The organism is Celeribacter persicus, from assembly GCF_003050785.1.
In the GTDB taxonomy this organism is placed as follows: domain Bacteria; phylum Pseudomonadota; class Alphaproteobacteria; order Rhodobacterales; family Rhodobacteraceae; genus Celeribacter; species Celeribacter persicus.
In genome coordinates this window covers 44,987-70,693 of the sequence record NZ_QAOH01000002.1, presented here as the reverse complement: position 1 = coordinate 70,693, position 25,707 = coordinate 44,987, and the positions used below count along the sequence as shown (strand labels likewise).

Annotated in this window: 27 protein-coding genes; 13 read left to right on the top strand and 14 right to left on the bottom strand. The window is 60.0% G+C overall.

Annotated elements, in window-relative coordinates; all coding sequences use genetic code 11:
- Positions 1-2: 2 nt before the first annotated feature.
- Together C8N42_RS03330 and C8N42_RS03325 are read right to left on the bottom strand one after the other, a co-directional pair.
- Positions 3-1,232, bottom strand: a complete 1,230-nt coding sequence (locus tag C8N42_RS03330; protein WP_107815134.1) for a multidrug effflux MFS transporter — start codon at positions 1,230-1,232, stop codon at positions 3-5.
- A 103-nt stretch (positions 1,233-1,335) separates the two neighbouring features.
- Complete coding sequence (locus C8N42_RS03325) at positions 1,336-1,974, bottom strand: DsbA family oxidoreductase (RefSeq protein WP_107815133.1); 639 nt, start codon at positions 1,972-1,974, stop codon at positions 1,336-1,338.
- A gap of 308 nt (positions 1,975-2,282) precedes the next feature.
- On the opposite strand from C8N42_RS03325, the gene C8N42_RS21365 reads away from it, so the two are divergent.
- Positions 2,283-2,531 carry a hypothetical protein gene (locus C8N42_RS21365; RefSeq protein ID WP_146168236.1) on the top strand — a complete coding sequence of 83 codons (249 nt, stop codon included), beginning with the start codon at positions 2,283-2,285 and terminating at the stop codon, positions 2,529-2,531.
- Positions 2,532-2,695: 164 nt separating this feature from the next.
- On the top strand, positions 2,696-3,325 hold the full coding sequence (locus tag C8N42_RS03320) for a helix-turn-helix domain-containing protein (protein WP_107815132.1): 630 nt from the start codon (positions 2,696-2,698) through the stop codon (positions 3,323-3,325).
- On the opposite strand, the gene C8N42_RS22060 is transcribed toward C8N42_RS03320, so the two are convergent.
- Genes C8N42_RS22060 through C8N42_RS03310 form a run of 3 tightly spaced genes read right to left on the bottom strand, consistent with a single transcriptional unit; the run spans position 3,326 to position 5,424 of the window.
- Positions 3,326-3,448 carry a hypothetical protein gene (locus C8N42_RS22060; RefSeq protein ID WP_281261410.1) on the bottom strand — a complete coding sequence of 41 codons (123 nt, stop codon included), beginning with the start codon at positions 3,446-3,448 and terminating at the stop codon, positions 3,326-3,328.
- A gap of 3 nt (positions 3,449-3,451) precedes the next feature.
- Positions 3,452-3,568 (bottom strand): entericidin EcnA/B family protein, encoded by a 117-nt coding sequence (locus C8N42_RS03315; RefSeq protein WP_107815131.1) that lies wholly within the window; start codon positions 3,566-3,568, stop codon positions 3,452-3,454.
- Between the two features lie 26 nt (positions 3,569-3,594).
- Positions 3,595-5,424: an extracellular solute-binding protein gene (locus C8N42_RS03310; RefSeq protein WP_107815130.1), complete on the bottom strand. Its 1,830-nt coding sequence runs from the start codon at positions 5,422-5,424 to the stop codon at positions 3,595-3,597.
- Positions 5,425-5,815: 391 nt separating this feature from the next.
- On the opposite strand from C8N42_RS03310, the gene C8N42_RS03305 reads away from it, so the two are divergent.
- Positions 5,816-6,589, top strand: coding sequence for a 3-hydroxybutyrate dehydrogenase (locus tag C8N42_RS03305; protein WP_107815129.1), 774 nt, complete (start codon positions 5,816-5,818; stop codon positions 6,587-6,589).
- The gene (locus C8N42_RS03300; RefSeq protein WP_107815128.1) at positions 6,589-7,635 is read left to right on the top strand and encodes a patatin-like phospholipase family protein; all 1,047 of its coding nucleotides are present in this window, start codon (positions 6,589-6,591) and stop codon (positions 7,633-7,635) included. Before C8N42_RS03305 ends, C8N42_RS03300 begins: the two co-directional genes overlap by 1 nt.
- 104 nt (positions 7,636-7,739) lie before the next feature.
- Here C8N42_RS03300 and C8N42_RS03295 read toward each other — a convergent pair whose 3' ends face one another.
- The 3 genes from C8N42_RS03295 to C8N42_RS03285 form a co-directional block, all read right to left on the bottom strand.
- Complete coding sequence (locus C8N42_RS03295) at positions 7,740-8,486, bottom strand: DUF502 domain-containing protein (protein WP_107815127.1); 747 nt, start codon at positions 8,484-8,486, stop codon at positions 7,740-7,742.
- A gap of 171 nt (positions 8,487-8,657) precedes the next feature.
- A complete protein-coding gene (locus C8N42_RS03290; RefSeq protein ID WP_107815126.1) occupies positions 8,658-9,569 on the bottom strand; it encodes a pseudouridine-5'-phosphate glycosidase in 912 nt (303 codons plus the stop codon).
- A complete protein-coding gene (locus C8N42_RS03285; protein WP_107815125.1) occupies positions 9,566-10,471 on the bottom strand; it encodes a PfkB family carbohydrate kinase in 906 nt (301 codons plus the stop codon). The genes C8N42_RS03290 and C8N42_RS03285 overlap by 4 nt, the downstream gene beginning before the upstream one ends.
- A 251-nt stretch (positions 10,472-10,722) precedes the next feature.
- Here C8N42_RS03285 and rpsB point away from each other — a divergent pair, with 251 nt between their 5' ends.
- Positions 10,723-11,490, top strand: a complete 768-nt coding sequence (gene rpsB / locus C8N42_RS03280) for a 30S ribosomal protein S2 (protein ID WP_107815124.1) — start codon at positions 10,723-10,725, stop codon at positions 11,488-11,490.
- Positions 11,491-11,595: 105 nt separating this feature from the next.
- A complete protein-coding gene (gene tsf / locus C8N42_RS03275; protein ID WP_107815123.1) occupies positions 11,596-12,471 on the top strand; it encodes a translation elongation factor Ts in 876 nt (291 codons plus the stop codon).
- Between the two features lie 362 nt (positions 12,472-12,833).
- Here the strand turns inward: tsf and C8N42_RS03270 are convergent, their stop codons facing one another.
- The gene (locus C8N42_RS03270; protein ID WP_107815122.1) at positions 12,834-13,583 is read right to left on the bottom strand and encodes a helix-turn-helix transcriptional regulator; all 750 of its coding nucleotides are present in this window, start codon (positions 13,581-13,583) and stop codon (positions 12,834-12,836) included.
- A gap of 96 nt (positions 13,584-13,679) precedes the next feature.
- The gene (locus tag C8N42_RS03265) at positions 13,680-14,114 is read right to left on the bottom strand and encodes an Lrp/AsnC family transcriptional regulator (protein WP_107815121.1); all 435 of its coding nucleotides are present in this window, start codon (positions 14,112-14,114) and stop codon (positions 13,680-13,682) included.
- Positions 14,115-14,243: 129 nt separating this feature from the next.
- On the opposite strand from C8N42_RS03265, the gene rocF reads away from it, so the two are divergent.
- Positions 14,244-15,170: an arginase gene (gene rocF / locus C8N42_RS03260; protein ID WP_170109207.1), complete on the top strand. Its 927-nt coding sequence runs from the start codon at positions 14,244-14,246 to the stop codon at positions 15,168-15,170.
- Positions 15,170-16,237 (top strand): ornithine cyclodeaminase, encoded by a 1,068-nt coding sequence (locus C8N42_RS03255; protein ID WP_107815119.1) that lies wholly within the window; start codon positions 15,170-15,172, stop codon positions 16,235-16,237. The genes rocF and C8N42_RS03255 overlap by 1 nt, the downstream gene beginning before the upstream one ends.
- 13 nt (positions 16,238-16,250) lie before the next feature.
- Here the strand turns inward: C8N42_RS03255 and C8N42_RS03250 are convergent, their stop codons facing one another.
- From C8N42_RS03250 to C8N42_RS03240, 3 genes are all read right to left on the bottom strand, one after another.
- The gene (locus C8N42_RS03250; RefSeq protein ID WP_107815371.1) at positions 16,251-17,660 is read right to left on the bottom strand and encodes a Glu/Leu/Phe/Val family dehydrogenase; all 1,410 of its coding nucleotides are present in this window, start codon (positions 17,658-17,660) and stop codon (positions 16,251-16,253) included.
- 78 nt (positions 17,661-17,738) lie between these two features.
- A complete protein-coding gene (locus C8N42_RS03245) occupies positions 17,739-19,193 on the bottom strand; it encodes an NAD-dependent succinate-semialdehyde dehydrogenase (protein ID WP_107815118.1) in 1,455 nt (484 codons plus the stop codon).
- A gap of 1 nt (position 19,194) precedes the next feature.
- Positions 19,195-20,481, bottom strand: a complete 1,287-nt coding sequence (locus tag C8N42_RS03240; RefSeq protein ID WP_107815117.1) for a 4-aminobutyrate--2-oxoglutarate transaminase — start codon at positions 20,479-20,481, stop codon at positions 19,195-19,197.
- Between the two features lie 144 nt (positions 20,482-20,625).
- On the opposite strand from C8N42_RS03240, the gene C8N42_RS03235 reads away from it, so the two are divergent.
- Positions 20,626-21,195 (top strand): cupin domain-containing protein, encoded by a 570-nt coding sequence (locus C8N42_RS03235; RefSeq protein WP_107815116.1) that lies wholly within the window; start codon positions 20,626-20,628, stop codon positions 21,193-21,195.
- Between the two features lie 213 nt (positions 21,196-21,408).
- Here the strand turns inward: C8N42_RS03235 and C8N42_RS03230 are convergent, their stop codons facing one another.
- Positions 21,409-21,825 (bottom strand): Fur family transcriptional regulator, encoded by a 417-nt coding sequence (locus C8N42_RS03230; RefSeq protein ID WP_107815115.1) that lies wholly within the window; start codon positions 21,823-21,825, stop codon positions 21,409-21,411.
- A 172-nt stretch (positions 21,826-21,997) separates the two neighbouring features.
- Here C8N42_RS03230 and C8N42_RS03225 point away from each other — a divergent pair, with 172 nt between their 5' ends.
- From C8N42_RS03225 to C8N42_RS03210, 4 genes are all read left to right on the top strand, one after another.
- Entirely contained in the window at positions 21,998-22,903 is a 906-nt protein-coding gene (locus C8N42_RS03225; protein WP_107815114.1) for a metal ABC transporter substrate-binding protein, read from the top strand.
- A 124-nt stretch (positions 22,904-23,027) separates the two neighbouring features.
- Entirely contained in the window at positions 23,028-23,975 is a 948-nt protein-coding gene (locus tag C8N42_RS03220) for a manganese/iron ABC transporter ATP-binding protein (RefSeq protein WP_107815113.1), read from the top strand.
- On the top strand, positions 23,972-24,841 hold the full coding sequence (locus C8N42_RS03215; protein WP_107815112.1) for a metal ABC transporter permease: 870 nt from the start codon (positions 23,972-23,974) through the stop codon (positions 24,839-24,841). Before C8N42_RS03220 ends, C8N42_RS03215 begins: the two co-directional genes overlap by 4 nt.
- A complete protein-coding gene (locus C8N42_RS03210; protein WP_107815111.1) occupies positions 24,838-25,671 on the top strand; it encodes a metal ABC transporter permease in 834 nt (277 codons plus the stop codon). The genes C8N42_RS03215 and C8N42_RS03210 overlap by 4 nt, the downstream gene beginning before the upstream one ends.
- Positions 25,672-25,707 lie beyond the last annotated feature (36 nt).

Sequence of the window (25,707 nt, the reverse complement as noted above, 5' to 3'; positions counted from 1 at the left end):
GTTTATTCCGAGGGTTTCGGCGGCGCGCCGTGTGGTGCCGTAGCGCTGTCCTCGAAGCGGAACAGGATCAGCGCCAGACCGGAGCAGAAGATGCCCGCTGCCATCACCGGGATCGGCGTGCCATTAAACGCCAGACCCACGGGCGCGGCGATCAGCACGGACCCCATGGTGAACACGGCGCCGATCAGCGAGTTGGCAAGCCCCGCCAGACGCCCCAGCGGCACCAGAGCCAGAGCGTTCAGGTTGCCGAAAGTGAAAGCGTTGATCGAGAACATCGCCACGGTCCAGAGGAAAAACACCACAAAGCCGGGTGTGCCGGTGCCGATGCCCATGAGATTGAACGCGAGGGCGATTACCGAGGCGGTGAGGGCGATGGTGTAACCCAGACGGATCAGGAAATGCATGCCTTTCTCGCTCACGAGCTTGCCGTTGAGGATCGCGCCCCCCGCCGCGAGAATGGCGGTAGAACCGAAGAAATAGGGGAAGACCTGTTCGAGGCCGTAGGTCTCGCTGTATATCTGCTGCACGGAGGAGAGAATGGCGAACATCTGGCCGAAACCGAGCATCAGGATGACGGTGTAAAGCCGCACGTTGTAATTGCCGAAGACCTCTTTCACCCCTGATGACAGATCGGCCCAGTTCAGGCGGCGATGGTTGTCCGGCGAAAGAGTTTCACTCTGACGCAGCCCAAGCCAGGTGGCGCCGACCACGGCGACGAAGACGAAAGCTGCGAAAATGCCGTGCCAGCCGAAATCGGAGATGATCAGCGCGCCAATGGAAGGCGCGGCGGCGGGAACGATCATGAAGATGGTCATGACGAAAGAGGTGATCTTCGCCATTTCGCGGCCCTCGTAGAGGTCACGCACCATGGCGACCCCGACGGTGCGCGGGAAGGCGCCGCCAACACCCTGAATGGCGCGACCGATCAGCATCATTTCCATCGTATTCGACAGACCTGCGATCACCGCACCGACGATATAAAGGCCGAGTCCAAAGAGGATCACCGGCTTACGCCCGAAATGGTCGGAGATCGGGCCGGAGACCAGCGTGCCGAACCCCATGCCGAAGACGAAGGCGGTCAGCACGAGCTGCGCGCGGTTGACGTCTTCGGGCGAGAGATCGGCGGCGATCTGCGGCAGGCCCGGCAGCATCGCGTCGATGGAAAAGGCCACGGTCGCGAAGAGCAGGGCCAGAAGAACCGTGAATTCGAATTGCGGCAAACGGCGCGGCATGAGGGACTCTTTCAATAAGGAAACGCCGGGGGACCCTAATCGGGGTGCGATATTTTGAACAGTCTGCGTGATGGAGAGACGGCTCTGCGTGAATGCACAGCCGTCAATCCATGTTCTGCTCCGCCAATTCGTCGATCACACGAAGCCAAAGTTCGGTCGGTTGCGCGCCCTCGACGGCGTGCCGATTACCGACGATGAAGAGCGGCACGGCGTTGACGCCCCGGTCGCGCGCATGCTGATCGCGGCTGCGGATTTCTTCGATGTCGGCATCGCTGGCGAGCAGGCGGGTGACGGCCTCGGGCTGCATGCCGACTTGTCCGGCGAGATCGGCGAGGACCTCCGCATTACCGATGTCGCGACCTTCCTGAAAATAGGCGCGATAAAGGGCGGCGACCATCGGTGTCTGGCGCCCCTCGATCCCGGCCCAGTGAATGAGCCGGTGCGCATCGAGCGTGTTAGGCGTGGTGCGGATACCGAGGAGGTCCGTTTTGGGGAGCTCCTTGAGCAAGGTCTCGATGATCGGGGCATAGGCTTTACGCGCGCCCTCGGCCCCACCGAATTTCGCATTGAGGTAATCACGTCGCTCCATGCCTTCCTTCGGCATGGTTGGGTTGAGCTGAAACGCGTGCCACTGGATCGCGAAGCGGTGGTTCGGTCGGGCTTCGAGCGCACGTTCGAGGCGCGCCTTGCCGATGTAGCACCAGGGGCAGATCGGATCGTGAAAAATGTCGAGCGGGATCATCGGGACCTCGTTTGGATGTTGAGGGCTTTTAGCGCGCCCGGAACGGGGAGGGGAGTGAAAAAGGAAAATATTCCGCCTCCTCACGATTTCCAGCAAATCGAATGTTCTCCTTGCCCTACATCTTGTGTCCAAGATGGGTTTGCAAGTTTGCAAATGCTGCATATTCCTGATTTGTGCCTGCTTTGTTCATTCGAAATCTGTCGCGGGCGGCGCATGGATTGTGACAGGGCGGGAATCGTGACGACGCGGTAGAATCGTGGTTAACTGACTGCAATCAAAACGTTTTCAAGTTCATCAGGGTCACCATCATGGCAATGCAGAGCACTCCGCACTTCTCCACATTCCAAGGTCGCGCTCCGCGATCCGAGCATGAGCTGGACAGCTTTCGCCACCGTATGCGCGTACCGGTCGCGACACTTGTGCTAGGCCTGATCGCAGCACTTGCTATCGCAGGCGGCGCGCTTGACCGCGTCATCGCCCATCAGGTCACCGGTGGCCTGACCGACATCGAATACCTCACAGGTACGCTTCCGGTCACCTCGACCGAGCTCGACTAAGACAGCCGGTCACAAGACCGTTTCAGAGACCCAGGGCAGGCAAAACCTCACGAGCAGTCCCCCCAACTGACCCTGCCCCAAGAGCCCCCGAAGATGCGAGAACAGCATCCGGGGGTTTTCTTTTGCTCTTTTCTTTGATCCTGCCTGCACGCTAAAATACACGCATGGAAGACGATCACACCCCAAGCCTGATCAAACTCGCCCGTGAAGGGGTCGATGGCGCGCCCGAAGAGGCGCGGCCTTTGGATTTGGGGCAACGCGTGCGTGACCTGCGCAAAGCACGTGGCTGGACGCTGGAGCAGGCGGCGACGCAGGCGGGGCTGGCGCGCTCGACGCTTTCCAAGATCGAAAACGGTCAGATGTCGCCCACCTACGATGCGCTCAAGAAGCTCGCCGTGGGGCTGGAGATTTCCGTGCCGCAGCTTTTCACCCCGCCGCAGAAGGCACAGATCTCGGGCCGTATGGCGGTGACAAAATCGGGCGAGGGCACGTCGCATCCGACAGCGACCTATGAGCATGAGTTGCTTGCGGGCGCTCTGACAAAGAAATCCATGCTACCGTATCGCGCCACGATCCGGGCGCGCAACTTCGAGGAGTTCGACGGCTGGGTGCGCCATGACGGCGAGGAATTCCTCTATGTGCTCACAGGCGTCATCAAGCTGATCACCGAGTTCTACGAACCCGTGGAAATGCGCCGCGGCGACAGCGCCTATTATGACGCCTCGATGGGGCACAACGTGATCTCGGTCAGCCCGGAGGATGCGACGATCCTTTGGGTGACGTCTTTGGGGTGATCAGAAGACCGCCTTTGCCGTGGTCTTCACCGTCGCTTTCGTAGCTTTCGTTCCAACGCGGGCGACCGTGCAGCCGGTCAGGCTGACGGCGACCACCGAAACCAGAAACAAGCGGAGAAGCACCGCTCAGAACCATCCCTGAACCGTGCGTGACGCGCCGGTGATGTCTTCGCCGACGCCGGCGATGGTACCGCAGGAAGCGAGCGTGAGGGTGAGGAGGAGGGCGAGGGCTGCTTTCTTCATTTGTCTTCTTCCCAATCCTTTCATGGTCATTCTTCCCAATACCAGGTCATTTCCCGCCACATGATCCAATCGCCATACAAAGGCAAGGGTTCCGGGTAGTGGATCTCTTTCACATGGGCGTTAAAGCTTTCGTTCCACGCATAAAGCGGGATGGCGTAGCGGCCTGCCGTCAGCAGGCGGTCGAGGGCACGGGTGGCGGCGAGGCTGTCCTCGCGGTCGCGGGCGTCGAGCATTCTAGCGATCATCGCGTCCACCGCAGGGTCCTTGACGCCTGCGATATTGCGCGAACCGGGTTGATCGGCGGAAGCCGAGCCGAAATAGGCGTATTGCTCATTGCCGGGGCTGAGAGACAGGCCGTAGCGCACCGGCGTCATGCCGAAATCGAAACGCTCCATGCGTTGCGTGTATTGCGCCTTGTCGACGACAGAGATTTTCGGCTGGATGCCGAGATGGTTGAGCATCTGGGTGTAGGTGTCGATGATCGACTGGTTCTCGTCATCGCCGACGCTGAGCACAATTTCAAACGTGAAAGGCTCCCCGTCGGAGTTCTTCATCTGGCCGCCCTGAATGGTCCAGCCAGCCTCTTCCATAAGCCCCAGCGCACGGCGCATCGCGCCGCGGTCCAGCTCACGCCCGGAGGTGGCGGGCAGTTCGTAGCCCTCCATCACACCGGGCAAAAGCGTCTCCTGATAAGGCTCCAGAAGCTCTTTCACGCGACCCTCGGCAGGACCGGGACGCATGCCCAGAGGCGAGTTGGAGAAATAGGAGGTGATCCTGCTCTGCTTGTTCTCGGTCTGCGCCTCGTTGATATAATCGAAATTGAACGCCTCGATCATCGCCTGGCGCACGCGCCAGTCGGCAAACTGCGGCAGCCGGGTATTCATGGCGAAACCGGTCATGCCGGTCGGACGCTGATGCGCGATCACGGATTTCACCACATCGCCACGCGTGACCGCCGGGAAATCGTATTGCTCTTCCCAGGTCTGGACGTTGAATTCGCGATGCACGTTCAACTCGCCCGCCTTGAAGGCCTCGATCACCAGAGAGGGATCGGCGAAGAACTCGAAGCGGATGGTGTCGAAATTCGCCTGTCCGGTCATGACCGGGAGATCCTTTGCCCAATAGTCCGGGTTGCGGGTCAGTTCGACATACATGCCGGGCTCGGCTTTCGTGACGGTGTAGGGCGCAGAGGTGACGGGAATGTTGTCCATGCCGGACTGGGTGAAATCCTTGCCGTCCCAATAGGCTTTCTTCAGGATCGGGCGCGTGGCAACCAGAAGCGGCAATTCGCGGTTTTCCACGTTGAAGGTGAATTTCACCTTGTTCTCGCCGGTCTGCTCCATGCTTTCGATCTGACCCCAGAGCGAGGCGTAGCGGCCATGACCCTCGGTGCCAAGCGTCTCGAAAGACCACATCACATCCTCGACCGTCACCGGACTGCCGTCGGAGAACCGGGCCTCGGGACGCAGGGTGAACTCGACCCATGTGCGGTCCTCGTCGGTCTCGACCGTTTCGCAGAGCAGGCAGTAGAGCGTGAAAGGCTCGGAAAAGGCCTGCGCCATCAGGCTCTCGGCCATGAGATAGCGCAACTGCCAGGGTGCGTTGCCTTTCTGGATATAGGGGTTGAGACTATCGAAAGTGCCGCCTTCGCCGGAGACGATCCTGCCGCCCTTGGGCGCGTCGGCGCGGACATAGGGCAGGGCGGTGAAATCGGCAGGCAGTTCGGGTTCGCCATACATCGCCAGACCATAGGTCGGTTCCGCCAGCGCCATGGTGGGTGCGAAAGCCAGCAGCGCCAGTGTTGCAGCCGATATTTTCACGGTATTTTTGACGCGCGAGAAATAGTTTTGTGCCATGCTGTAAACGCTGCCTCCGCCCGGACCGATTTGTCTTTGTTATTGCCGTAAACTTACGCGCTGCGGAAAGCGTTTTCAAACTTTTAGCTTGGAGAGCGGCGTAGAACCGCGTATAAAGAACTCACTGCTCGATAGGTTTCTTGCCTGTATGAAACCTGCCTCAATAACTCAGCGCCCGCCTTGTGCGGGCGTTTTTTTTGGTTCGTAAAATGCCTTTTTTCCAAGCAGGCTTGAGCGAAACCGCCGTCCCGAAAGGCAGGGCAAACGCCCCCTCCGGCTCACATTCGGAACACCTTCGGGCGATTCTCTGAGAGCACGGCCGATTCTCCCCTTTGAATTGCAGACGCGCGCTCTAATGTCATTGCCAACACATGCAATTCAGGAGGACATCATGACGCTCAAAGGTAAAACCGCCGTGATCACCGGATCGAACTCAGGGATCGGGCTTGGGGTGGCGCGCGAACTGGCGAAGGCGGGGGCCGATGTGGTGCTCAATTCCTTCACCGACGGCGATGAGGATCACGCTCTGGCCGAAGAGATTGGTAAGGAATTCGGTGTCAAAGCGCGGTATGTCAAAGCGGATATGTCAAAGGGCGCAGAATGCCGTGCGCTGATTGAGCAGGCTGGCGTCTGCGACATTCTCGTGAACAATGCGGGCATTCAACACGTTGCGCCGATCGATGAATTCCCCATCGAGAAATGGGACGCTATCATCGCGATCAACATGAATTCGGCCTTTCATACCACGGCCGCCGCATTGCCGATGATGCGCAAGGCGGGTTGGGGTCGGGTGATCAATATCGCCTCCGCCCATGGCCTGACCGCCTCGCCGTTCAAATCCGCTTATGTCAGTGCCAAGCATGGCGTCGTGGGGATGACCAAGGTTGTGGCTTTGGAAACGGCGAAAGAGGCGATCACCGCCAATGCGATCTGTCCGGGTTACGTGCACACGCCGCTGGTCGATGCGCAAATCCCGGATACGGCGAAGAAATACGGCATGAGCGAACAGGAAGCCATTGAGAAGGTGATCCTTGAACGCCAGCCGTCGAAACAATTCGCCACGGTCGAACAGATCGGCGGCACGGCGGTGTTCCTGTGTTCGGAGGCGGCTGCGCAGATCACCGGTACGACGATTTCCGTCGATGGTGGCTGGACCGCGCTCTGATGGGCCGTAAAAAAGCGAAGCGGATCAATCTGGCGCTTCAGGGCGGGGGCGCACATGGCGCCTTCACCTGGGGCGTGCTGGACCGTCTGCTGGAGCATGAGGAAGTGGAGATCGCCGCAATCTCGGGCACCTCTGCGGGGGCTCTGAACGGCGCGGCGCTCAAATCCGGGCTGGTGCGCAATGGGCGCGCGGGGGCGAAGGAGGCGCTCGACGGCCTGTGGGAAGAGATGGGAGCGGTCTCCGACGTCCGGCTCGATGCCTGGCTGTCGCAATTCGGGCCGACCACCGAGATGGTCACCCGAATGCTTCAGGCGAGTGTTCCCTTCGCCTTCCTCGATTCGATTGCCACCTTCACCAGCCCCTATGTCTATGGCGCGTTCTATGAGAACCCGCTGAGCGACGTGGTGGAGGCGCTGAATTGTCCCGATATTGCCTCCAAGAAGGGTCCGGCGCTGTTCATCTCGACGACGAATGTGCGCACGGGCAAGATCCGGGTGTTCTCCGGCGCTGAGGTGACGACCGATGTCATTCTGGCCTCCGCCTGTCTGCCGGAACTGTTTCAGGCGGTGGAGATCGAGGACCCGGTGACCGGTGTGACCGATCCCTACTGGGACGGTGGCTATACCGGCAACCCGGCGCTGTTCCCCCTTTTTGAGCCGGAATTTCCGCAGGATGTGGTGATCGTCAACATCAACCCGCTGGAACGCCCTGGCACGCCGAAGACACCGGAAGAAATCCAGAACCGGATCAACGAGATTTCGTTCAATTCCTCCATGTTGCGGGAATTGCGGGCGATCCAGTTCGTGCGCAATCTGATTGCCGAAAAACGTCTGCCTGCCGGGTCGATGAAGGATGTACTGATCCATATGATCGCCGATGACGATCTGATGCAGGATTTGTCTGCACGCACGAAACTGGTGCCCTCGCCCTTGTTGCTGTCGCGGATGAAAGAGGCGGGCAGGGCGGCTTGCGACCGGTTCCTTGAAGCGCATTTCGACGATCTGGGAAAGCGCGCAAGCGTCGATCTCAAGGCGATGTTTGCCTGAGGAAAAGCCGCCCGGATACAGGCGGCTTTTAAAAAACTGCGTGGGGAAGTCACCAATCCCTTCCCTTGAGCATCAGATATGGGGAGACGCGTGCCGAAACGGCGTCAGGACAGTGTTTTCTCCGGCTTCGGCGGCTGCGTCGGGTCCTTGGCATTCGGATAGACGAGGCCAGCGGAGATCACCAGTTTCGCGGCATCCTCGACCGTCATATCCAGCAGGATCACGTCCTGCTCCGGAAAGAACAGCAGAAAGCCCGAGGTCGGGTTTGGTGTCGTCGGCACAAAAACGGAGAGGTATTTCACGTCCTGCGGCGTGCGGCGGGCCACCTCGCCCTTGGCGTTGGTGGAGACGAAGCCGATCGCCCAGATACCGTGCCGCGGATATTCCACCAGACAGGCCCGATCGAAAGAGGTTTCCGCTTGTGAGAAAATCGTCTCCGCGATCTGTTTCACGCCGTTGTAAATCGAACGCACGATGGGGGTGCGGTCGACAAGACTTTCGGCCCAACGGATGAGAGAACGCCCGACCAGCCCCTTGGCAATCCAGCCCACAACCACGGTGAAGATCAGGAAAATGATCACGCCCGCGCCGCGCAGGTTGATGTGAATCTGATCCGCCGGGTCAGTGTAGCCGAGGAAACGATTGATCAGCGCGTCCGGGTGGTAACTCATGGGCACGAAGGTCAGCACCCAGCCATCGACCCAGCCTATCACGGTCCAGATCACATAGGCCGTGAGCCCGATCGGCGCGACCACCACCAGCCCCGTCAGGAACGCCGCACGCAAATGCGCGAAAAGCCCGGGGCGGCGTGGTTTCGGTGGGTGGGTTTCGTCTTCGAACGGGTTGTTCATGGAGGTGCGGACCGTGTGCTTGCGGGCAAAAGCGCCCTGTTTGCGGTGAACTTAGGCGTGCACAGGTTAAGAGACAAGTCAGCAGCCCGCAGGTTTCGGGCCGCTTCCGCGTTTATTTTTCACAATGGTCGATCCGCCACGGCTCTGACGCTTATTTGCTCGGCTCTTATCTTATGTCGTGAGGGCTTTGGCGATCTCCGCCGCCAGGCGCGCATTGTTGCGTACCAGTGCGATATTGGCGGTAAGAGACGCCCCCCCGGTCAGTTCGAAAATCCGCTGCAACAGGAAGGGGGTGACGTCCTTGGCGTGGATGCTTTTCTCGTCGGCCTCCTTCAGAGCGGTCTCGACGAAAGGCATGATCACGTCGCGGGGAATTTCATCCGCTTCGGGGATCGGGTTGGCGATGAGCTGCCCGCCCTTGATCCCCATCGCGGCGCGCATCTCCATGGCGCGGGCGATCTCGGCGGCACTGTCCATGCGCAGGGGCGCATCGAGACCGGAAGATCGCGACCAGAAGGCCGGGATTTCGTCCTGACCATAGGCGATGACCGGCACACCATGAGTTTCCAGCACCTCAAGCGTTTTCGGAATGTCGAGAATGGCTTTTGGCCCCGCAGCCACCACGGTCACGGCGGTTTCGCCCAGTTCCAGAAGATCGGCGGAAATATCGAAACTCTCTTCGGCGCCGCGATGCACGCCCCCGATGCCGCCGGTGGCAAAGACCCGGATGCCGGCAAGCGCCGCGCCGATCATCGTGGCGGCCACCGTGGTCGCCCCGGTCGCACCACGGGCGATGCAGACGGGCATATCGGCGCGCGACACTTTCATCACGCCTGTGGCCTGCCCGAGCGCGGTGAGCTGGGTCTCGGTCAACCCGATATGCAAGACGCCATCGAGCACGGCGATGGTTGCGGGCGTAGCGCCGCTTGCGCGCACGTCGCCCTCGACCATCCGTGCGGTTTCGACATTTTGCGGCCAGGGCATGCCATGGGTGATGATCGTCGATTCGAGCGCAACAACGGGACGGCCCGCCTTCAGCGCATCGGCGACTTCGGGGGCATACATCATCGGCAGGTCGGTCATAGGGGGGTATCTCCGGAAACATAGAGGGCGGCGGCTTCGAGGGCGGCGGTAAGGGCGCTGGCGGCATCGGCTCCGCGCATCTCAGCGGCAATATGCGCCGCCATGAACGTATCGCCCGCACCGGTCACACGGGCGACCAGCACTTCGGGCGGGGTTTGGGTGAGAACATCGGTCTCATGGGAACCGGATTGTGCAAGGGACGCGCCCTTGCCGCCATTGGTCACCAGAACCCGATGCGCGCCCTTGTCGACAAGCGCTCTTGCGGCCTCGGCAGAACTGTCGAAAACGGTTTGCGCCAATAGTCCCGCCTCTTCGAGATTAACGTAGAACGTGGCGCGCGGGTGATCCAGAAGCGGCAGAAGGCGCTCGGCCTTGCCGGGGGACGCGGGGGCGATGCGCAGATCGGCCTTGGCAAAGAGCGGCGAATGAGCAATCTCGCGCAACAGCGCTGTGGTCAGGTTGCCGTCGAGCGCGACAGGCCCCGCATAGGGGGCATTCACCGTCCCCAGACGCCCATCCGCCAAAGGGCGCAGGACCTTGTCGCCCGCGCGCTCCAGCGAATGTGCGTCCGCAATGGCGGCAATCAGACCGTTGGCGCCTTCGACCGCCATATAGCTGTCGGTCGGCAGGTCCTCGGAGAGATAGACGTGATCCGTACCGATGCCGCGCACTTTCGCCGCCTCCATCAACTCGGCCCCCGCCGGATCGCGTCCAATGGCGGTCAGAAGGTCGGGCTTCATGCCGAGGCGGGCAAGCGCCATGGCGATATTCATTGCCACACCGCCCGGCACGCGCACGATGCGCCCCGGCACATCCGATCCGACGCGCATCGAACGATCCGTCCGCCCGATCACGTCCCAAAGCACCGAACCGATGCACAGAATGTCATGTGTCTTGTCCATAACCCCACTTGCGCCGGATTTTGACCGGATGGCAAGAGATGGCGTGCAGCCCCGGTACCGCTCCCTGTCTCCTTTGTGCGGAAAATACTCAAAAACAGGGCAGGGGTTGCCAATCCCCGAATTCCTCTCTATATGCGCGAGCACTTCACAGGCGGAGGCGGGCTCTCGGGGGAGACATCCCTGAACGGTCCACCGGTTGGAGCAGATGCTTCGAAACCTCCGCCAAGGCGTTAAACCGGAAAGGAACGAACATGGCGCTTCCCGATTTCTCCATGCGTCAGCTCTTGGAAGCTGGCGTTCACTTTGGCCACCAGACTCAGCGTTGGAACCCGCGTATGGCGGAGTTCATCTACGGTGAGCGCAACGGCATTCACATCTTCGACCTGACCCAGACCGTCCCGATGCTGGACCAGGCTCTGCAGGCCGTGCGCGACACCGCCGCTAAAGGTGGTCGCATTCTCTTCGTCGGCACCAAACGTCAGGCCGCTGGCCCGGTTGCCGAAGCCGCCGAGAAATGCGCGCAATACTACATGAACCACCGCTGGCTGGGCGGCACGCTCACCAACTGGAAAACCGTGTCCCAGTCGATCCAGCGTCTGGCAGCCATCGACGAAACGCTCTCCTCGGGCGCCGAAGGCCTCACCAAGAAAGAGCGCCTGAACATGGAACGCGATCAGGCCAAACTTCAGGCCTCCCTCGGCGGCATCCGTGAAATGGGCGGCCTGCCGGATCTTCTCTTCGTCATCGACGTGAAGAAAGAAGACCTCGCGATCCTCGAAGCCAAGAAACTGGGCATCCCGGTCGTGGCCGTCGTCGACACCAACTGCTCGCCGGAAGGTGTGGATTACATCATCCCGGGCAACGACGACGCTGCTCGTGCGATCTCGCTCTACACCGATCTCGTGGCCCGCGCGGCGCTTGACGGCATGACCGCTCAGATGGACGCCGCCGGCGTTGACGTCGGTGCTTTCGAAGAGCTGCCGGTCGAAGAAGTCGTGGCCGAGGCCGCCGAAGAGTAATCTTCGCAACCGGGCCTGAATATGGGGCCGGTCGTTACAAAATTGATACGGGGGCAGGGTAATCCCGCCCCCGCAAGCACATCCCAGAATTCGAGGAGAGCCGATATGGCAATCACTGCTGCTCAGGTGAAAGAACTGCGCGAAACCACTGGCGCGGGCATGATGGACGCGAAAAAAGCGCTGGTCGAAACCGATGGCGACATGGAAGCCGCAATCGACTGGCTACGCACCAAAGGTCTGGCGAAAGCCGCGAAAAAATCCGGTCGTACCGCTGCCGAGGGCCTCGTAGCCGTCGCCGTGAACGGCGGTGTGGGCGTTGCCGTTGAGGTGAACTCCGAGACCGACTTCGTTGCGAAAAACGCTGAATTCCAGACCATGGTGAAAGACATCGCCACCGCCGCTCTGGGTGTTTCCAATGTCGAAGAACTGGCTTCCGCCGATGTGGCTGGCAAGCCGGTCTCCGAACTGATCACCGACAAGATCGCCAAGATCGGCGAGAACATGGGTCTGCGCCGCATGGCCAAGCTCGAATCTGATACCGTTGTGACCTACGTGCACAACGCGGCGGCGGACGGCATGGGCAAAATCGGTGTGCTCGTCGGTCTGAAAGGCGGCAACGAAGCTTTCGGCAAACAGGTTGCAATGCACATTGCTGCCGCCAACCCGCAGGGCCTCGGCGAAGCCGATCTGGACCCGGCGATGGTGGAAAAAGAGCGTCAGATCCAGATCGAGATCGCCCGCGAATCCGGTAAGCCGGAAAACATCATCGAGAACATGATCAAAGGCCGGATGGCGAAATTCATCGCCGAATCCACTTTGCTCGGTCAGGCCTTCGTGGTGAACCCGGACCTTACCGTCGAGAAAGCCGCGAAAGAAGCAGGTGCCGAGATCACCGGTTTCGTGCGTCTTGAAGTCGGTGAAGGCATCGAGAAAGCCGAAGAAGATTTCGCCGCCGAAGTTGCGAAAGCGATGCAAGGCTGATCCGATCTTCGGAGTTTTTGTCTGGGCCGTCTCCTTTGGGGGCGGCCCTTTTCATATGCTGAAGGCGACAAAAGAAACGGGGGCAGTCCGCTTTCAGAACCGCCCCCGATGGGACACACTTTGGATGAGGGGCGTCCCGTACTCATACAAACCAAACAAAAAGGACCGCGTGGTCGAGTATAGACCTGCGGTCCTTCGCGGAAGCATGGTAAGCCGAATGACCCTGGCGATCCCGCACCCCCCGTCCCAAAGGCTAAGCCTTGAAAGCCGGAACACCCATATTTTGTTTGGTCTGGGACCAGAACGAAAGTACGCAATTCCATACCTTTTGATTGATTTTCCGCAGAGTTTTGGGAAAGTGCTCAGAAGGTGAAAATTTGATTATGCAAAGAAGCCTTTAGCACTGCCTGGGTTGTGGTTTCGACGCCCAGAGCCTCGCGGGCGAGCCGAAGATGCTTTTCGACTGTGGCTTTGTTGAGGCCCAGAATTTGGGCCGTATCGGCGACGGTCTTGCCGTCACTGATCCATTCGAGCACCTCACGCTGGCGTTTGGTCAGCATCCGCTTCGGCAGCGGCATGCTGATCAGTTTCAGATGTGCCACACCGCACAGGACCTCGATCTCGTCGCCATGCTCAGACCAGATCGCATCGGCTTCCTCTTGTGTTCCCTTGAACGGCTCAAGCGACATGCCAATCGCCCCCTTGGCCCGTTTCAGGGAGTGCGGGAAGGCAACCGTATAGCCCGCAGTAACGCCGGAGGTCTGGTTGAAAGCAACCACCTCACGTTCCTTGTCGTTGAGATGCGCATGGTTCTCCGCGATCCAGCTCCAGGAACAGGCTCCCGAATTCTCCACCGCCCAACGCACCATCGGGCCATGGCGATAACGGCCCTCAAGGAAATAGCCCTTCATATACTCCGGGCAGAAATTGGTCAGAAAAAGGTGGTCATTGTCATCGCCGAAACCGGAGTCGGTGTGAAAGCGGGTAAATCCGTAGAGTACATGATGAAACCCGACCGATTTAAGCCGGTTCAGCAAAGGCTCCCAAACCTCCTGCACCGTCGTCGCGTAGAGGATTCTCTGAACCTGTTTGTGAATGCTTATGTCCCCCATGCGGTGAAATTAGGTAGAAATTTCAAACCGTGCAAGACGTCCCGCGAGGTCAACCATAGGCTTTGTTTTTGCACAGCGAAGCATGCGCAGGCTGCCTCAGCCCACGACATGAGCCAAGAGCAAACAGCTTTCGGAGTTTACGACACCGGGAATTTCCCGGATTTCACGCAGGATGCGGTCGAAACTCACCAAACTGTCGGTGCGGATGTCCACGACCAGATCCCAGGCGCCATTGGTGGCGAAGACCGTGGAAACGCCCGGAATGCGGGTCAGGGTGCGGATCACCTGACGCGACATCTTGCCCTGAAGCGCCACCAGAGTGATCGCCCGGACCTCGCCCTCGACATCCACATCGGTCTCGATCGTGAAACGACGGATGTGCCCGTTGGCCACCAAAGCGTCGAGGCGGCTGCGCGCCGTGCTACGTGACAGGCCAGTGTCCTGCGCCAGTTCGGTGATCGACATTCTTGCATTGCGCCTGAGCGCATTAAGAATGGCGCGGTCGCTTTCGGTCAAGGTTGGGGTATTCATTTTGATCTCTCAATTGATCACTTTGCGCAAAACTAATGCCAAAATGTGCAGATTATAAGTCACAATTTTCAACCGATTGGCACATACTGCGGAAAACGCACATCCCGTCACAAAGGCATTCAGCAGATGATGAAATCCACCGTCCTCTTTGGCGTCCCGGTCGAGACCGGCGCGTCGCAACGCGGTTGTCTCATGGGACCCGCAAGCCTGCGCACCGCCGGACTGCCGCAAACGCTGAGCGCGCTCGGCTGGTCGGTCGAGGATCGCGGCGATGTGCAAATCGCACCGCAGGAGATCACAGCCCATGCCAATCCAGCGGTGCATAACCTGTCAGAGACCCGCGCCTGGATCGAAGCGCTGGAACCCGCCGCCTATGCCGCGGCAAGGGACAGCGATTTGCCGGTGTTCATGGGGGGCGATCATTCCATGTCGGCGGGCACGGTGCCCGGTGTCGCCCGTCGCGCCGCCGAGGAAGGCCGTCCGCTCTTCGTCCTGTGGCTTGACGCGCACCCGGACCTCCACACGCTGGACACGACGGAAAGCGGCAACCTGCATGGTACGCCGGTTGCCTATTTCACAGGGCAGGCGGGGTTTGAGGCCTATCCTGCGCTGACCAACGCCGTTGCCCCCGAGCATATGTGTTTCATCGGCATCCGTTCCGTCGACCCGGCGGAACAAGACCGGATTCAACGGTTCGAGATGGACGTACAGGACATGCGGGCGATTGACGAAACCGGCGTTCTGGTGCCTCTGCGCGCCTTTCTTGAGCGGGTGCGGGCGGCCAACGGACGTCTGCACGTGAGTTTCGATGTCGATTTTCTCGATCCCGGTATTGCTCCCGCCGTGGGCACCACAGTGCCGGGTGGTGCGACCTTCCGCGAGGCACACCTGATCATGGAAACACTATGTGACAGCGGGCTCGTCGGCTCGCTCGATCTGGTGGAACTCAATCCTTTTCTCGATGAACGCGGGCGCACAGCGAAACTGCTGTGCGACCTGACCGCAAGCCTGTTCGGGCGCCGCGTTCTCGACCGTATGACCCGGAGTTTTGGATAATGAACGCAGAAACACTCTCCCAACTCGCTCCCTCGCATCTGGCCTATGTGCCTTTCGTGTCAGTGGCCAACATGATGCGCCTCGTGCATCACATTGGTATTGAAAGATTTCTAACCGATCTGGCCGCCCATATCGAAGAGGACTTCAAGCGCTGGCCGGAGTTCGACAAGACCCCGCGCGTGGCCTCGCATGTGCCTGGCGGGGTGATCGAGCTGATGCCGACGGCGGATGATCGGCTTTACGGGTTCAAATATGTGAACGGCCATCCGAAGAATACGAGAACCGGTCATCAGACGGTCACGGCCTTTGGTGTTTTATCAGAGGTTTCCACGGGTTATCCGGTCTTGCTCACGGAGATGACGGTGCTGACGGCGCTGCGCACCGCGGCGACCTCGGCGCTGGTGGGCAAATATCTCGCGCCGAAAGGGGCGGAGGTCATGGCGATGATCGGCAATGGTGCGCAATGCGAGTTTCAGGCCATGGCCTTCCGCGCGCTCTGTGGCATCAACCGGCTGCGCCTTTATGACATCGACCCTTCGGCCACGCTCAAGGCAAAACGCAACCTCGAAGTGCAAGGATTTGAAATCACGACTTGTTCCAGCGCTCAGGATGCCGTCGAAGGGGCGCAGGTGATCACCACCTGCACAGCCGACAAGCAATATGCGACGATCCTGACCGACAACATGGTGGGGCGCGGCCAGCATATCAACGCCATCGGCGGCGACTGTCCCGGCAAGACGGAGTTGCACCGCGACATCCTTTTGCGCGCCGATATTTTCGTGGAATACCCGGAACAGACGCGGATCGAGGGCGAGATTCAGCAACTCGCCGACGATCATCCGGTCACCGAGCTTTGGCAGGTGATGCGTGGCGAGGCTGAGGGGCGTCGCAATGAGGCGCAGCTCACGCTGTTCGACAGCGTGGGCTTCGCGACCGAGGATTTTTCCGCGCTACGTTACGTGAGAAATCTCGTTCAAAATACGGATTTCGCGGAGAATCTCGACATGCTCGCAGACCCGGACGATCCGCGCGATCTGTTCGGCATGCTTCAACGGTCGGCGGGCTGAACGGCTTGTGCCGTCAGCCGCCGATGCCGAGCGCCTTGTAAATATCGGCAAGGCGCCGCACGGCGATGATATAGGCAGCGGTGCGCAGGTCGGGGATGTCCTCCGAGGTGTTCCAGAGTCGGGACATCTCGCCATAGGCCGAGCGCATTTTCTCATCGAGCCCCGAACGCACAAGGTCGATCTCGCGCGCGCCGGAGAGGAATGCATCGGCGCCGTCCTGCGGGAAATTGCAGCCGGTCATGCTTTCGATCTGGCGGGCAAGCATCCGGCTGCCCTGTTCATCGCGGCGGCGTTCCATCAGGCCGAAAGGGATATGGGTCAGGTTCTTGACCCATTCGAAATAGCTCACGGTGACGCCGCCGGCGTTGGCATAGAGATCGGGGATGATGATCACCCCGCGCTCGCGCAGAATCTCGTTGGCGGCATAGGTGATCGGTCCATTGGCGGCTTCTACGATCAGCTTTGCCTTGATCTCATGGACATTGCCGTCATGGATCGCGCTCTCAAGCGCAGCCGGGATCAGGATGTCGCAAGCATCACTTAGTGCCGATCCGCTGTCATACTCGCCGCCCGCAAAGCCGTTCACGCCGCCGGTCTCGCTCATATGTGCCCGCAGCGCCTCGATGTTCAGCCCGGCGGGATTGCGCACGGAACCGTCGCGCTCCACGACCGCGACGATTTTGCAGCCGTTTTCTTCGCTGAGGAATTTCGCTGCGTGATAGCCGACATTGCCGAGGCCCTGAACGACGACGGTGCGGCCCTCAAGATGTTCCGGCAGGCCGGTTTTCGCAACATCCTCAGGCGTCTGAAAAAAGGATTCGATGGCATATTGCACACCGCGCCCGGTGGCCTCGATCCGGCCCTCGATACCTCCCATGGCCAGAGGTTTGCCGGTGACACAGGCATTGGCGTTGATGTCATTGGATTTCATCCGCCGGTATTCGTCGGCGATCCAGATCATTGTCTTCTCATTGGTGCCGACATCGGGGGCAGGGACGTTTTGCGAGGGGCTGAGGAAATCGTGGCGGGCCAGTTCCTGGGCGAAACGGCGTGTGATGCGCTCAAGCTCATGGGGCGCCCATTCGCTCGGGTCGATTTTCAAGGCACCCTTGGAACCGCCGAACGGCAAATCCATCAGCGCACATTTATAGGACATCAGCGCGGCGAGCGCCTCGACCTCCTGAAGATTGGCATAGGGGGCAAAACGAATGCCGCCCTTGGCCGGGCTCGGATGGTTGGAATGAACGGAACGCCAGCCCTCGAACGTGTACATCTTGCCGCGCAGGCGCACACCGAAACGGGTCGTCAGCGTGGTGTTGCAAACCGAGATTTTCTCGGCCAGACCCTCTTCGAGCGACAGGATTTCGGCTGCATCGTTGAACATATTGGTGACATCGGCGAGAAACCCGTGGCTGGCGGTCATGAAACGCTCCGTAAAATCCGTCATGGATGTGAAAAGGGCGGCCTCAGGTCCTCCATGGCCACCCCCGTGTGTGTCGGATCAGGACAGTCCGCCGAAGCAGAGGTTCTTGATCTCAAGATAATCGTCCAGCCCGTATTTCGAGCCTTCGCGGCCCATGCCAGACTGTTTGACGCCGCCGAACGGCGCCATTTCCGTGGAAATCGCTCCGGTGTTGATGCCGACCATGCCGCTCTCCAGAGCCTCGCCCACGCGCCAGGCGCGATTGAGATCGGAGGTGTAGAAATAGGAGGCCAGCCCGAATTCCGTGGCGTTGGCGTAAGACAGCGCCTCTTCCTCGGTCTCGAATTTGACCAAGGGTGCGAGCGGGCCGAAGGTTTCCTCACGGGCGACTTTCATCTGCTGTGTCACGCCCTTCAGAAGGGTCGGCTCAAAGAAGGTCTGGCCAAGATTCGAGCGATTGCCGCCCGTGACCACTTCCGCGCCTTTTCCAACCGCATCCGCAATGTGATCTTCGACCTTCGCCACGGCGGCGGCGTTGATCAGCGGACCGGTGTTGACGCCTTCGGCAAAGCCGTCGCCCAGTTTGAGCGCGCCCAGAGCCGTGGCGAGTTTGGCCGCAAACGCATCGTAAATGCCCGACTGCACATAGATGCGGTTGGCACAGACACAGGTCTGACCGTTGTTGCGGAATTTCGCGATCATGCAGCCCTCGACCGCCGCATCGACATCGGCGTCGTCGAACACCACGAAGGGCGCGTTGCCGCCCAGTTCCATGGACATTTTCTTGACCGTGCCAGCCCCTTGTGCGAGCAGGATTTTCCCCACGCGTGTCGAGCCGGTAAAGGTGATCTTCGCCACTTTCTCGTTGGCGCACAGCTCCTGACCCATGCCGGAGGCATCCAGCCCGGTGAGCACGTTGAACACGCCCGCAGGCACGCCAGCGCGTTCCGCGAGAACCGCAAGAGCGATGGCGGAGAGCGGCGTGAACTCGGAGGGACGCGCCACCATGGTGCAACCGGCAGCCAAGGCCGGGGCCATTTTGCGCGCCAGCATGGCGTTCGGGAAGTTCCACGGCGTGATGGACCCAACAACACCCACGGGTTGCTTGACGATCACCATGCGCTTGTCGGTCGAGGGGCCGGGGATCATGTCGCCATAAATCCGCTTGGCCTCTTCCGCGAACCATTCGACATAGGACGCACCGTAGAGGATTTCACCACGGGCCTCGGCCCAGGGTTTGCCCATCTCGGCGGTGAGAATCGTCGCCAGATCGTCGGCATTCTCAACCATGAGATCGAAGAGCTTGCGCAGGATTGCGGAGCGTTCCTTGACGCTGGTTGCAGCCCAGCCCTTTTTCGCCTCATAGGCCGCGTCGATCGCCATGGCCACGTCTTCCGCCGTGAGATCGGCGACATGGGCGATCACCTCGCCGGTGGCGGGATTGTCCACCGGGAAGGTCTTTTTGCCTTCGACCCAAACGCCGTTCACATAGGCGCGGGTTTCCAGCAAAGATTTGTCTTTCAACTCACGCATCTCAGAGTCCTTTTGCCGCTTTGGCTGCTTTTTCAAGGATATCGAGCGCTTCTGCAAACACTTCATCCTGAATGGTGATCGGTGCAAGGAAGCGGATCACGTTCCCGTAGACGCCACAGGTCAGCAGAAGCAGCCCACGGTTCAAGGCCTCGACACGGATCGCATTTGCCAGTTCCGGGGCAGGGGTGCCATCCGCGTGGCAGAATTCGGCTGCGACCATGAAACCCGGTCCACGCACCTCGACGATTTCCGGCACATCGGCTTTCAACGCTTCGACACGGGCTTTGAGTTTGCCCCCGAGCATATTGGCGCGGTCGCAGAGTTTTTCTTCCTCGATCACGTCGAGAACGGCGTTCGCCGCCGCAATCGCCAGCGGGTTGCCGCCATAGGTGCCGCCCAAACCGCCCGGCGCGGCCGCATCCATGATTTCCGCCTTGCCGACGACAGCAGAGATCGGGAAGCCGCCGCCGAGGCTTTTCGCCATGGTGGTGAGGTCGGGTGCGACACCGTAGGCCTCCATTGCGAAGACCGTGCCGGTGCGGGCAAAACCGGTCTGCACCTCGTCGGCGACCATCACGATGCCCTTGTCGTCACAGAGTTTGCGAATGCGTTCGACGAACTCTTTCGGAGCCGGGTTGAACCCGCCTTCGCCTTGAACCGGTTCGAACACGATGGCGGCGACGCGCGCCGGGTCGACATCGGCCTTGAACAGGTGTTCGATGGCGTTCAGGCTGTCGTCAACGGAAATACCATGAAGCGCGTTGGGGTAGGGCGCGTGGAACACGTCGGCGGCCATCGGGCCGAAGCCGACCTTGTAGGGCACCACCTTGCCGGTCATCGACATGGTCATGAAGGTCCGGCCATGGAAGCCGCCGTTGAAGGTGATTACCGCCGAGCGACCGGTGGCCGCTCGCGCGATTTTCACGGCGTTTTCAAGGGCTTCTGCGCCAGTCGTGACAAAGAGGGATTTCTTGGCGAAATCGCCCGGAGCCAGGGCGTTCAGACGCTCGGCGAGACGGACGTAGTTTTCATAAGGCACGACCTGGTGACAGGTGTGGGTGAAGGAAGCCAGTTGTTTCTCGACTGCCGCGATGACTTTCGGGTGGCGGTGGCCGGTGTTCAGCACGGCGATCCCGGAGGCGAAGTCGATCAGACGATTGCCGTCTTCGTCCCAGATTTCCGCGTTTTCCGCTTTTACCGCGTAATGGTCGGTGAGCACCCCCACGCCACGGGCCAGCGCGGCCTTGCGGCGCGCTTCGATTTCGCTGTTTGCAGTCGATTTCAACATGATCTGTCCTTTCAGGCGCCGATACGGCGCGATGTTCTTTTTCTTACTCCCGAGATTAGGGGTTTTATTATTTTCAAAAAGTCTGTTTCTTTATTTTCGCAAACCATTGTATTATAGAGAAAACTAACATCTGTTTGCTCTATAATGAACACCCTGAACACTTCCGACGATCTGGCCCTCGGTCACAGGCTGCGTGTTGTGCGCGAACGCGCCGGTCTGTCGCAACGCACTCTGGCCAAAAAAGTCGGCGTGCCGAACTCGACGATCTCACTCATTGAAAGTGGCAAGATGAACCCATCTGTCGGCGCGCTGCACAAGATCCTCGCGGGCGTGCCAATCGGCCTGTCGGAATTCTTCGCCATCGAACCCGTGGCCGAACAACAGATTTTTTACGCCGCCGAAGAGCTGACCGAGATCGGCAAGGGCAAGGTCTCGCTCAAACAGGTCGGGCAATCGCTGTTCGGACGCGCGATGATGATGCTGCGTGAACGCTATGAGATCGGCGCGGACACGGGACGTGTGATGTACGGCCATGAAGGCGAAGAAGCCGGCATCGTGATTTCGGGACGCGTCGAGGTCACCGTGGGCGATCAGCGCAAAATCCTTGGGCCGGGAGACGCGTATTATTTCGAAAGCCGCACACCGCACCGGTTTCGCCAGGTGGGGCCGGAACCCTGCGAAGTGGTAAGCGCGGCGACACCGCCAAGTTTCTAAATATTCATTTAATTATAATAGGTTATGATTCAATATGTATATCTATATTTAATATATTATATACATAATACCGATTATCAGATAAAAGAACATTATTGACGGACTGGCCCTCTCAAACCTGCGTCGCACCAGTTTTGGATATTTTGATCATCCCCTTAACGCTGGTTTGACATTTTGCCTGCGTTTCGCGCCTCTGCTCCGGCGATTGAAAAGCTATTTGACCTTTCGCGCCCGGATCAGCGTGTGCTGGCTGACGATCTCGTAGCCCAGTTCTTCGACCATCGCACGACGCAGACGATTGATCTCTTCATTCGAGATTTCAATGACCTCACCTGTCTCGACATCGACGATATGGTCATGCTCTGCTGTCGGGGTGATCTCGTAGCGCGCGGGTTCGTTTTCCAGAGCGAGCTTCTGGATCAGCCCCGCTTCTTCGAGAACCGAAAGTGTGCGGTAGACCGTCGCCAGTGAAATTGAATCATCGACCGCCCTGGTGCGGGACAGAAGTTCGTCTGCATTCGGATGATCCTGCGCGTCCATCAGGATGGACATCACGGTCATGCGTTGCTGCGTGACCCGCAATCCCGCATCCTTCAGAGCGCGCGCAAACTCCGTTACTTCAGCACACATTGATCCGCCCTTCCGATCATTCCAGTCTTTCTTCTTCTAAACCGGGATGCCCTGTTTTGACAATAAGATGATAATCATTCTCATTACTGTTGACTATTGCGAATAATTATCATTTACATATTTTTGCGAATGACTATCATTAACCTGAACTGGAAAGACAAAAGGACCGCCGATGACTTCCTCCCTTTCCCGCCTTTTTGGGGCCGTCAGCTTGGCCGCTCTTCTGGGCACCCCGGCCATGGCCGATGAAGACCGCATGAAGGTCGTGACGACTTTCACCGTTCTGGCCGACATGGCCCGTCATGTGGCCGGGGACACCGCCGATGTGGTGTCGATCACCAAACCGGGCGCAGAGATTCACGGCTATGAGCCAACGCCGCGCGACATCGTGCGCGCTCAGGATGCCGATCTCATCCTGTGGAACGGCATGAACCTCGAACTGTGGTTCGAGCAATTTCTGTCGAACCTCAAGGACGTGCCCTCAGCGACGCTGTCCGAAGGCATCGACCCGATCTCCATCACTTCGGGCGCCTATGAGGACAAACCCAACCCGCACGCCTGGATGGGGCTCGACAATGCATTGATCTACATCGACAATATCGAGAAGGCCTTTGCCGAACGCGACCCCGACAATGCCGCGATCTATGCGGCAAATGCGAGCGCCTACAAGGACGAGTTGCGCGCCACGCTTGAGCCCCTGCGTGAAAAGATTGCCAAACTGCCGGAGGATCAGCGCTGGCTGGTGACATGCGAAGGCGCGTTTTCCTATCTCGCGCGCGATTTCGGCATGAAGGAGCTCTATCTCTGGCCGATGAACGCGGACCAGACGGGCACGCCGCAACAGGTGCGCGCAGTGATCGACGGGGTCAGGGAACACAACATCCCGGTGGTGTTCTGCGAGAGCACGGTCAACACTGCCCCCGCCGAACAGGTCGCCCGCGAGACCGGCGTGCGCTACGGCGGCGTGCTGTACGTCGACAGCCTGTCCGAGCCGGACGGGCCGGTGCCGAGCTATCTCGATCTGTTGCGCGTCACCTCGGAAACGGTGGCCAATGGGCTTGCAGCCGGTTCAGACTAAGCGCAACCTGTTGACGATACTACCTGCCCCGCGACCACGCCTCCGGCTGTGCGTTTCTGGCTGTTTCCGCGGGGCAGGTCTTACACGTTTTGGGCCGCCGACCCTTCCGGCAGAAAGACCTGTGATGACCGAAAGCAACGTGACAGCCCCCCTCTCCCCCCCTGTTCAGGCGGGCCCGGGCGGCGGCATCACAGCCCGCGACGTGACGGTGACCTATCGCAACGGCCATACCGCCCTGCGCCATGCGTCCTTCGAGATTCCGCGCGGCACGGTCACGGCACTTGTCGGCGTGAACGGGGCCGGAAAATCGACCCTGTTCAAGGCGATCATGGGCTTTGTGCCGGTGGCACAGGGCGACATTCGCCTTCTCGGCCTGTCCGTGCGCGAGGCTCTGCGCCGCAACCTCGTCGCCTATGTGCCGCAATCCGAGGAAGTCGACTGGTCCTTTCCGGTGCTGGTCGAGGATGTGGTGATGATGGGGCGCTATGGACATATGGGCTTCCTGCGCCGCCCGTCCAGAGCCGATCACGCAGCCGTCGAGGCGGCGCTGTCACGGGTCAACATGCTGGAGTTCCGGCATCGTCAGATCGGTGAGCTGTCGGGCGGGCAGAAAAAGCGCGTGTTCCTCGCCCGGGCGCTGGCGCAGGAAGGTCAGGTGATCCTGCTGGACGAACCCTTCACCGGGGTCGATGTCAAGACCGAGGAACAGATCGTTGCCCTTTTGCGGGAACTCAGGGACGAAGGTCGGGTGATGCTGGTTTCCACGCACAACCTCGGCTCCGTGCCGGAGTTCTGCGACCGCACGGTGTTGGTCAAGGGCACGGTGCTGGGCTATGGCCCGACCGAGACGACATTCACCCGCGAAAACCTCGAACAGGCTTTCGGGGGCGTGCTGCGGCAGTTCACCCTCGGCGGTGCCGATCTGCATGATGACGATGACCCGCGCCATGTCACCATCCTGACCGATGACGAGCGGCCTCTGGTCCGTTACGGCAACAAGACCCATGTTCTGAGCGATCCGGCGCAGGAAGAAAAAACACAAGGCGAGAAAACTCAGGAGGCACAAGAATGAGCCTGCTGGAGCCTTTCAGCTATGGCTACATGACCAACGCCATGTGGGTGTCCGCCCTCGTTGGCGGGGTCTGCGCCTTTCTCTCCGCCTACCTGATGCTCAAGGGCTGGTCTCTGATCGGCGATGCGCTGTCGCATTCCGTCGTCCCCGGCGTGGCCGGAGCCTATATGCTCGGCCTGCCCTTCGCCTTGGGCGCGTTTCTTTCCGGCGGGCTGGCCGCCGCCGCCATGCTATTCCTGTCGGAACGCTCCGGCCTCAAGATCGACGTGGTGATCGGGCTGATCTTCACTTCCTTCTTCGGTCTCGGCCTGTTCATGGTCTCTCTCAACCCCATGGCCATTTCAGTGCAGAGCATCACCATGGGCAATATTCTAGCCATCACCCCCGAGGACACATTGCAACTGGCGTTGATCGGGGTCGTGTCCCTCGCCGTCCTTCTGATGAAATGGAAGGATCTGATGGTGGTGTTTTTCGACGAAAACCACGCCCGCTCCATCGGCCTGCGTCCGGGCCTGTTGAAAGCCGTGTTCTTCGTGCTCTTGTCCGCCTCCGTGGTGGCGGCGATGCAGACCGTCGGAGCCTTTCTCGTCGTTGCCATGGTGGTGACGCCGGGGGCTACGGCCTATCTTCTGTGCGACCGCTTCCCCCGCCTGATTGTGACCTCCGTTCTGATCGGCACGATGACAAGCTTCCTCGGGGCTTATCTCAGCTATTTCCTCGACGGAGCAACCGGCGGGATCATCGTCTGTCTGCAAACGCTGATCTTCCTTACGGCCTTTGTCCTTGCCCCAAAACACGGGATTCTGGCCGCCAGAGCCAAGGCCCGCGCAGCGCTTGCCCCGAATGCGGTGGAGGACAGCCAATGATCGACACGCTGCTCATGCCTTTCCAGTTCGGTTTCATGCAGAACGCCTTCCTGATCTCGGCGATCGTGGCGATCCCGACCGCACTTCTGTCCTGTTTTCTGGTGCTCAAGGGCTGGGCACTCATGGGCGATGCGATCAGCCATGCGATCCTGCCGGGTGTGGTGCTGGCCTATATCCTCGGCCTGCCGCTGATCTTAGGCGCCTTCGCAGCCGGCATGGTCACAGCACTCTCTACCGGCTATCTGGCGCAGAACAGCCGCGTCAAACAGGACACAGTCATGGGCGTCGTCTTCTCCGGCATGTTCGGGCTTGGCATCGTCTTGTTCGTGGCAACCCCCTCGGAGGTGCATCTCGATCACATCCTTTACGGCAATATGCTGGGCGTCGGATCGCAGGATCTCTGGACCGCCGGTTCCATCGCGCTTGTCGTCTCCGCCGCCCTGCTGCTCAAGTGGAAGGACCTGATGTTGCACGCTTTCGATCCGGCGCAGGCACGCGCTTCGGGGCTTCCTGTCGGGCTGTTGCATTACGGGCTGCTGACCGCAATCTCACTGACCATTGTGGCGACACTGACCGCCACCGGGCTGATCCTCGCGGTCGGACTTCTGATCGCACCGGGTGCCATTGCCTTTCTGCTCACCCGCCGTTTCGGCCGGATGCTCGGGCTGGCGGTGGTGATCTGCCTCACCTCCATGCTGGGCGGCACCTATCTCAGCTTCTGGCTCGACAGCGCCCCTGCACCGACGATCATCCTGCTCCTGACCGCAATCTTCCTCATCGCCCTCCCCTACAAAACCTACCGAGTCAAACGGGCTGCCGTGACGGACTGAACGAAATGCGCCGCCCCGAGGACCGGAGCGGCGCGG

Coding starts and splice junctions, on each gene's coding strand:
- C8N42_RS03315 (WP_107815131.1), bottom strand. CDS start 3,568: ATGAAGAAAGCAGCCCTCGCCCTCCTCCTCACCCTCACGCTCGCTTCC.
- tsf (WP_107815123.1), top strand. CDS start 11,596: ATGGCAATCACTGCTGCTCAGGTGAAAGAACTGCGCGAAACCACTGGC.
- C8N42_RS03235 (WP_107815116.1), top strand. CDS start 20,626: ATGAACACCCTGAACACTTCCGACGATCTGGCCCTCGGTCACAGGCTG.
- C8N42_RS03305 (WP_107815129.1), top strand. CDS start 5,816: ATGACGCTCAAAGGTAAAACCGCCGTGATCACCGGATCGAACTCAGGG.
- C8N42_RS03220 (WP_107815113.1), top strand. CDS start 23,028: ATGACCGAAAGCAACGTGACAGCCCCCCTCTCCCCCCCTGTTCAGGCG.
- C8N42_RS03330 (WP_107815134.1), bottom strand. CDS start 1,232: ATGCCGCGCCGTTTGCCGCAATTCGAATTCACGGTTCTTCTGGCCCTG.
- C8N42_RS03310 (WP_107815130.1), bottom strand. CDS start 5,424: ATGGCACAAAACTATTTCTCGCGCGTCAAAAATACCGTGAAAATATCG.
- C8N42_RS03215 (WP_107815112.1), top strand. CDS start 23,972: ATGAGCCTGCTGGAGCCTTTCAGCTATGGCTACATGACCAACGCCATG.
- rocF (WP_170109207.1), top strand. CDS start 14,244: ATGAAATCCACCGTCCTCTTTGGCGTCCCGGTCGAGACCGGCGCGTCG.
- rpsB (WP_107815124.1), top strand. CDS start 10,723: ATGGCGCTTCCCGATTTCTCCATGCGTCAGCTCTTGGAAGCTGGCGTT.
- C8N42_RS03295 (WP_107815127.1), bottom strand. CDS start 8,486: ATGAACAACCCGTTCGAAGACGAAACCCACCCACCGAAACCACGCCGC.
- C8N42_RS03270 (WP_107815122.1), bottom strand. CDS start 13,583: ATGGGGGACATAAGCATTCACAAACAGGTTCAGAGAATCCTCTACGCG.
- C8N42_RS03255 (WP_107815119.1), top strand. CDS start 15,170: ATGAACGCAGAAACACTCTCCCAACTCGCTCCCTCGCATCTGGCCTAT.
- C8N42_RS03250 (WP_107815371.1), bottom strand. CDS start 17,660: ATGACCGCCAGCCACGGGTTTCTCGCCGATGTCACCAATATGTTCAAC.
- C8N42_RS03265 (WP_107815121.1), bottom strand. CDS start 14,114: ATGAATACCCCAACCTTGACCGAAAGCGACCGCGCCATTCTTAATGCG.
- C8N42_RS03240 (WP_107815117.1), bottom strand. CDS start 20,481: ATGTTGAAATCGACTGCAAACAGCGAAATCGAAGCGCGCCGCAAGGCC.
- C8N42_RS03245 (WP_107815118.1), bottom strand. CDS start 19,193: ATGCGTGAGTTGAAAGACAAATCTTTGCTGGAAACCCGCGCCTATGTG.
- C8N42_RS03325 (WP_107815133.1), bottom strand. CDS start 1,974: ATGATCCCGCTCGACATTTTTCACGATCCGATCTGCCCCTGGTGCTAC.
- C8N42_RS03230 (WP_107815115.1), bottom strand. CDS start 21,825: ATGTGTGCTGAAGTAACGGAGTTTGCGCGCGCTCTGAAGGATGCGGGA.
- C8N42_RS03290 (WP_107815126.1), bottom strand. CDS start 9,569: ATGACCGACCTGCCGATGATGTATGCCCCCGAAGTCGCCGATGCGCTG.
- C8N42_RS03300 (WP_107815128.1), top strand. CDS start 6,589: ATGGGCCGTAAAAAAGCGAAGCGGATCAATCTGGCGCTTCAGGGCGGG.
- C8N42_RS03285 (WP_107815125.1), bottom strand. CDS start 10,471: ATGGACAAGACACATGACATTCTGTGCATCGGTTCGGTGCTTTGGGAC.
- C8N42_RS03225 (WP_107815114.1), top strand. CDS start 21,998: ATGACTTCCTCCCTTTCCCGCCTTTTTGGGGCCGTCAGCTTGGCCGCT.
- C8N42_RS03320 (WP_107815132.1), top strand. CDS start 2,696: ATGGAAGACGATCACACCCCAAGCCTGATCAAACTCGCCCGTGAAGGG.
- C8N42_RS03210 (WP_107815111.1), top strand. CDS start 24,838: ATGATCGACACGCTGCTCATGCCTTTCCAGTTCGGTTTCATGCAGAAC.
- C8N42_RS21365 (WP_146168236.1), top strand. CDS start 2,283: ATGGCAATGCAGAGCACTCCGCACTTCTCCACATTCCAAGGTCGCGCT.